Origin of the sequence: Parabacteroides sp. AM58-2XD (assembly GCF_003463685.1) — a bacterium.
GTDB classification, from domain to species: Bacteria; Bacteroidota; Bacteroidia; order Bacteroidales; family Tannerellaceae; genus Parabacteroides; species Parabacteroides segnis.
Window position 1 is genome coordinate 1 of sequence record NZ_QSDP01000220.1, and the last position, 1,662, is coordinate 1,662.

At 36.4% G+C, this 1,662-nt stretch carries 1 protein-coding gene; it reads left to right on the forward strand.

Annotation, left to right across the window (positions count from 1 at the left end; all coding sequences use genetic code 11):
• Positions 1 to 1,235: 1,235 nt before the first annotated feature.
• A partial coding sequence (locus DXA15_RS24915) for a FimB/Mfa2 family fimbrial subunit (protein ID WP_199676443.1) occupies positions 1,236 to 1,662 on the forward strand: 427 nt, incomplete at its 3' end.

Consider the following 1,662-nt stretch of genomic DNA (forward strand, 5'->3'; position numbering starts at 1 on the left):
TGATCCTTTCTTCAAAAAATGTCAAAAATTCAGAGAAAGTGTCTGTAAACGAAGGAGAACAGTCAGAAATTACTTTTGACCTCTCAAAAAATAATTGCAATATTGTTGTTGCTGACTGGGGTACAGTTATCACACATGTTACAATTGGTTAAAATTTGACCCTCAATTTTTTATATGCATAAAGGCGTACATCCGGATTGTTCCGCGTGTGCGCCGCTTTTTTTTCATATATGCGATTCACCGTGATAGCTTTACCGCCTTTTATGATAGTAATACATATGTTAATTTACATATCAAAAGCATTGATTTACAATATTCACATCAATATCAGTGGCAAATACATCATATATGACACATTTACCACCCTTCGTAAAATAACCAATCCATATCATTCAATCCACCCCCACCTAAAGAAGAGATATTAGAAATAATTGAACTATTTAGTGTGTTGCTATGGTGACCGGTTGTAACTGACTCCCCTCTTGAGAGGGGGTAGGGGGTGTGTTAAAGCCAGTCAATAAAACAGACCTTGTTACAGGTTTATTTGCCGTTTGCTTCAGCTGACGGATTGGTAAATTATCTATTTCTCCGGACTTTAGTCACATTTTTTACAGATCTCTATCTAAAAGAAATGTGGCTGAAGCCAAAAGAGAGAAACAATTTGTAAACCGTCAGCTGAAGCAGACGGCAAATGAACCTGTAATAGTTAAGTAACTCTGATTATGAAGGTTGTATAGGCGGGAATATGACACACCCCCTTCCCCCTCTCTAGAGGGGAGTCAGTTACAACCAGTTGATAGTTAAATAGCTCATATCTGATAATAATAGAAATATCTTCCCCACAAAAAAAACAGATGTACACATTATTATATAGAAAAACCAACAACGCCATCGCCAAATCAACAAATCCCCGCCCCACACAGGTTGTATTTCTATCATATAATATGTATTCATATCACGCCATCCAATATATTTTAATCAAATACATTTTCATTTTAAGAGTATAAAATGACTCTTTTACCGCCTTTTGAGAGTTTTACACCACCCAATGTGATACTTTCAGCAACTTTCTTGATTGTTTTAACTTTTATTGTCAATGTATTTGATAATCATATCATTTTTGTATCTATATTTGCAATGTCAACGAGAGACAAAAGGTTTTGATGAGGGTCTTAACCGGATAGAAAATCTCTTGGACAGTATAGGGTAATTTAAGCATATAAAAAATTAAGGTCATGAAAAAGGGTAGAATTTTCACAAATTGTTTGTTTATTGTTTGCACACTGATTGCAGCAATTTCTTTCACTAGCTGTTCCGCTGATAGCGATTCTTCTTACTCAGGTATTGACGAAGGCGTAATTGAAAACGCTGATTCTCAGACCGAGGCTCCTTTCTCTGTTGTACTGAAAGCTTATTCCGATAACAAAGATATTACTGTTAAGGGTGACGTAGACCAGACTACTCTGTTCGTTTTTGATCAGAATGGTGACTACTACACACAAGTGTCTCTTGACAAAACTTATTTGTTACAGGCAAAAACGGTTGAGATCAGTTGTCCGGGTTCAAAACAGATCACAGTTGTTGCATGGGCAGGTCTTTCTTCCGATAGCGAAAATATCAGCGCCATGAGCAAAGCGAATATTATTTCTGACCTACAGGTTA